The following is a 4465-nucleotide window of genomic DNA, read 5'->3' as shown; positions in this document are numbered from 1 at the left end:
GATCGTCGCGCCGCGCGAGGGCAGCGAACGACTCGCCACGGTCGCGCTCCGGGCCGACGCGACCGAGTACGTGCCGACGACGCGCGACGAGGATCCGATCGATCGGATCGTCTCGACGGTTCGATCTGCCCCCTCGGTTCCGGCGGACGGCGGCGACGACCAATACCACCACATCCTCGCGAACGAACTGCCCGACGAAGCCTTCGTCATCGGCGAGAACGGCACGTATCTCGAGGCGAAGGTCCGATCCGAGTCCGCGGACCTGTACTCGATGCCGGCGAACGACCTCGTCGGAACCGAACTCGACGACGCGTTCCCCGACGCGGTCGCCGCGAAGTTACAGGAGTGTGTCGATCGGGCGATCCGGACCGACGACGTCCAGTCAGTCGAATACGAGGCGGACACGACCGAGGGCCGCCGACAGTTCGAGGCCCGGGTCGTCCCGATCGACGAACGGATTCAGGGCCGGCACGCCGTCGTCTGGCTGGCGCGGGATATCACCGAACGCGTCGAGCGCGAGCAGCAACTCCGCTCGCGCCAGGACCAACTCGAGACGCTCAACCGGATCAACGCGGTCGTTCGACAGGTCATCGAGACGCTGGTCGAGGCCCCGGCCAGGGACGCCATCGAACACGAGGTCTGCGATCAGCTCGTTGACTCGGAGCTGTACTGCGGCTCGTGGATCGCCGAACGGACCGGGGACGGGCGACTGTCCTACCGGACCGGAGTGGGCGAGGCGGAGACCGTCCTCGAGCGCATTCGCGAGTTCCCCAGTGACGATCACGAGAATCCGGTCGCGAAGGCGGCGCAAACCGGCGAGTTACGGACGACGAACCGCGTTCTCGAGGACGAGTCGCTCCCCGACGAATTGCGGGCGGCGGCCCGTGAAGACGACGTGCGGTCCGCGATCGCCGTCCCCATCACGCACGAAGACGCGACCTACGGCGTGCTCACCGTGCTCGCGAGCCGCCACGACGCCTTCAGCGAGCGCGAGCGGGCCGGGTTCAGACTGCTCGGCGAGACGATCGGCTTTACGATCATGGCCGTCAAGAACCGCCAGTTGCTCTTCGCCGACTCCGTCGTCGAACTCGAGTTCCGGATCGACGGCGGCGACACGTTCTCGTTCGACCTCTCGACGGAGTACGGCTGTACCTGCTCGCTCGAGTGGGCCGGCACGACCGCCGGCGGACGCACGTTCCAGTACGTGACGATCGACGGGCTGGACGGCGAGACGGTGCTCGAGGAGGCGGCGACCCACGACTCGGTCGAGGAGTGTCGGCTCATCCACGACGGTGAGGAGAGCTGTACGATCGAGATTCGGCTGTCGAAGTCGGGGGTCCGGACGCTCACGAACCACGGCGCGACGATCCGGGACGTCTCCGTCGCGGACGGGGTCGGGACCTGTCTGGTCGAAGTCTCACAGGATGCCGATATCCGGGAGATCGCGGAGGCGCTGACCGTAATTTACGAGAACACCGAACTCGTCGCCAGACGGGAAGTGGACCGACCGGTCAGGACGGCGGCCGAGCGACGGAACCGGATCCTCGACGGGCTCACTGACCGCCAGCTCACGACGTTGCGACTCGCCTACTACAGCGGGTTCTTCGACTGGCCGCGCGAGAGTACCGGCGAGGATATCGCCGACGCGATGGACATCTCGCCGCCGACGATGCACCAGCACCTGCGAAAGGGGCTCAAATCGATTCTCGGTGAGTTCTTCGAGGACGGCGGAAACCCGGGATAGTTCGTCGCCAGTCACCGCTACTGCAGTCGGCGGTCCGTCCATCAGTGAATCCGCGTGCCTATGACTATCACGCCCGGTAGAAAGTGACGCTCGCTTAAACGTCGTCCATATGAATCCGAGTGCCGACGTGCGTGACGGTCATTCGATGCTGTAGGAATGACCGGGGCCGTTCGAATCGCCCACGCCATCGCCTGCTCGCGCGGAAGCCCCGACTCTCGAGCGCAAGGGGTGGCGAACTCGTGGTAGCGCTCCCGTTCGAGACCGTTTTCGAGGGGTCGGACGGTCGGTACTACACCGACTGGCAGGTCAGACGACGGCTCCGGGACGGCGAGTGGTCGGTTTGCATGCACCAGCGCGCGCCGCACCGACGACTGGTCGAAACTGCGGACGACGCGTTGCTCTTGCTCACACCGACCGAACCGGACGACCTTCCCGACGGGCTCGAGATCCGCGTCATCGAGCGCAGCGCCCGTGTCGTCAATACTCGGCGCGTGCCGCCGCGGTAGCCGCGTCGGCCGAACGCTCGGATCCCGTTTGTCTGGTCCTCGGCACCGCACTTCGAGGCGGCCGTGTCGGTCACGGTGGTCCGTCTCGCAAGGAGTGACCGACACTTAACGCGTGTCCATAGACACCCGTAGGCACTCCGACCTCCTCGCGAGACGCACGCTCGTGAAACGCCGCGTGTTCCTCGGGACGGTCGGATCGACGGCTTCGCTCGGCACGCTGGCGTACGCGACGCGGGGGGCGAGCGACACGCTCGAGGTGCGGATCTGGCTCTCCGAACGGGCCGCTACCTACGACGGGGTTACAGATCGGATCCGCTCGTATCTCGACGAAACGCTCGCTTTCGAGTACTGGTCGCTCGAGGCGTCGATCGGTGGAACCGTCTCGGTTTCGACCGAGGACGCCGCACACCTCACACGCCGCGGGGAGTGGCCCATGGCGGTCGCGTCGGGGACGCTCGGCGGGCGCGACCTCGAGCCCGCGTCGGACGTCAACCTGCTGGTGACCGACGGGGGGATGGAGCGGGCTCCCACCGGATACGGCGTGCCCCACATCGCATCGGTCGGCGGGGCCCGACATCTCGCCGCCCTCGAGTCGCTCGACGACGTGGTCACCGGCGACGCCCGTGTGATCGCGCCGAACACGACGCCGGTGCGGACGATGCAGGTCCTCCTCCACGAGATCGGACACGCGCTCGGTCTGAACCACGAAGACGGCGCCGCGTTCGTGTACGACGGTGCCCTGACCGCGACGCCGATGCTCAGCAGTTACGTGTGGGATCCCGAGTACGAGAGCGACGCATCGCCGTGTGGGTCGGCGATCCCCGCCCCTGCAGACCGGAAACGGGCGCTCAGCTTCGCCTTTTCCTCCTGTGCCCGCCGCCGTCTCGCGAACTACGACGGCGAGCTCCCCTTCTGACTCGCACGACCGTGGTAGTAACTATCGGACGGATTCCGCGACCGACTCGCCGTCGCGGAACTCGTTACGACGCCGGCTCGAGACGGAGTGAAGGCGGCCGAATACGGACCGCACCGTCAGGTTACTCGTCGGATTCGTCGTCGTGTTCACCGCGGGCGAAGCTCGCCTGTGCCTCCCCCTGCTCGGCGCCGGCGCTCGGGCCCTCGATGAGCGCCTCGAAGTCGTCGGCTTCGTCGTACTGTTCCCGGTAGACCAGCGCTGCCTTCCCCGTCGAGGAGATCTCGTACAGCCCGGATCGCTCCGCGGGACCGATCTTGCGGACGAGACCGTAGTCTTCTAACACCGGCAGTCTGGTATTGATGTTCTTCCGGCTCTTTCCCGTGTGCGCGGCCAGATTCGTTGCGACGTTGCGACCCCTGTCCTCGAGCGCCTCGAGGATCAGGAAATCAGTTGGTTGTCGGAGTTTCACTCTCTTTCACTCTCGTACCGTACTATATTTCCAGTGGTAACTAATACTTTCGGCTCGAACGCGAATATATCTACTGGTTATTCGTTTTGGTAGGAATAGAGCACGGAACCGGCGGTCCGCGCGATGACTCGTGGCGCGATCGGGCGTGCAGTCATCTCAGTTGGTACGATAGTGGCGGTCGTGTGGCTCGTGACGGCCGTGTCGCTCCCGATCGCGGAGCGGATCGTGACCTCATCGCCTCGGAACCGCTATCGGGCCTCGATGGGAGTCGCGGTGGACACGTCGGACCGAGCGACCAGATCGGCTCCGGTCGATCCCAACCACGAGAGAAACGACGCGACCTCGGCTGGCGACTCGACCCGACAGGACGCGCTCGAGGGATCGTCGTCGCCGACCCGGATCCCGATCCCGTCCGGTTCGACGGCTCGAAACGCCGATTCGTCGGTGACGTCGTCCCCGATATATATGGCGGCGGTCGCCGGCGGTTCGTCCGCGGCGATCAGTTCGACGGCGTTGCCCTTTCCCCACGGGAAGTCCGGTCCGATCTCGAGGATCCGTTTCCCCGCCGAAATCTCGAGGGCGTCGCCGCCGAAGCGGTCGACCACCTCGCGGGTGATGCGGCGGGCGATCGGTTCGGCGGCCGGCGGGACGGATCTGAAGTGGACCGTCCCGGTCAGGCGCTTGTTCTCGATCCGGCAGTTCGGAACGGAGCGAAGCGCGGTCTCGAGGATTGCGCAGATCCGCTCGAGGCGGACGGCGCGTTTGCGCGCGACCGGATGGACGGCGATCGTCCCCGTGCGCGCGAGCTCGAGACCGTGGTTCCCGGCGTA

Annotated in this window: 5 protein-coding genes; 3 read left to right on the top strand and 2 right to left on the bottom strand. The window is 66.2% G+C overall.

Going from position 1 to position 4465, the window contains the following annotated elements:
- From PGX04_RS33675 to PGX04_RS33665, 3 genes are all read left to right on the top strand, one after another.
- Positions 1–1744, top strand: a 1744-nt coding sequence (locus tag PGX04_RS33675; protein WP_273742449.1) for a bacterio-opsin activator domain-containing protein, incomplete at its 5' end; no start/stop codon positions are given.
- A 239-nt stretch (positions 1745–1983) separates the two neighbouring features.
- The gene (locus PGX04_RS33670; RefSeq protein WP_273742448.1) at positions 1984–2250 is read left to right on the top strand and encodes a hypothetical protein; all 267 of its coding nucleotides are present in this window, start codon (positions 1984–1986) and stop codon (positions 2248–2250) included.
- 163 nt (positions 2251–2413) lie between these two features.
- Positions 2414–3166 (top strand): peptidase M10A and M12B matrixin and adamalysin, encoded by a 753-nt coding sequence (locus PGX04_RS33665; protein ID WP_273742447.1) that lies wholly within the window; start codon positions 2414–2416, stop codon positions 3164–3166.
- A gap of 121 nt (positions 3167–3287) precedes the next feature.
- Here the strand turns inward: PGX04_RS33665 and PGX04_RS33660 are convergent, their stop codons facing one another.
- The gene (locus PGX04_RS33660; protein WP_273742446.1) at positions 3288–3635 is read right to left on the bottom strand and encodes a winged helix-turn-helix domain-containing protein; all 348 of its coding nucleotides are present in this window, start codon (positions 3633–3635) and stop codon (positions 3288–3290) included.
- 248 nt (positions 3636–3883) lie between these two features.
- Positions 3884–4465: trehalose-phosphatase (gene otsB, locus PGX04_RS33655; protein ID WP_273742445.1), on the bottom strand; the 582-nt coding region annotated here is incomplete at its 5' end.

The sequence above is a fragment of the Natrinema soli genome (assembly GCF_028618695.1).
Note: the sequence above shows the minus strand (reverse complement) of the source record. Positions and strands in the feature narration are given on the sequence as shown.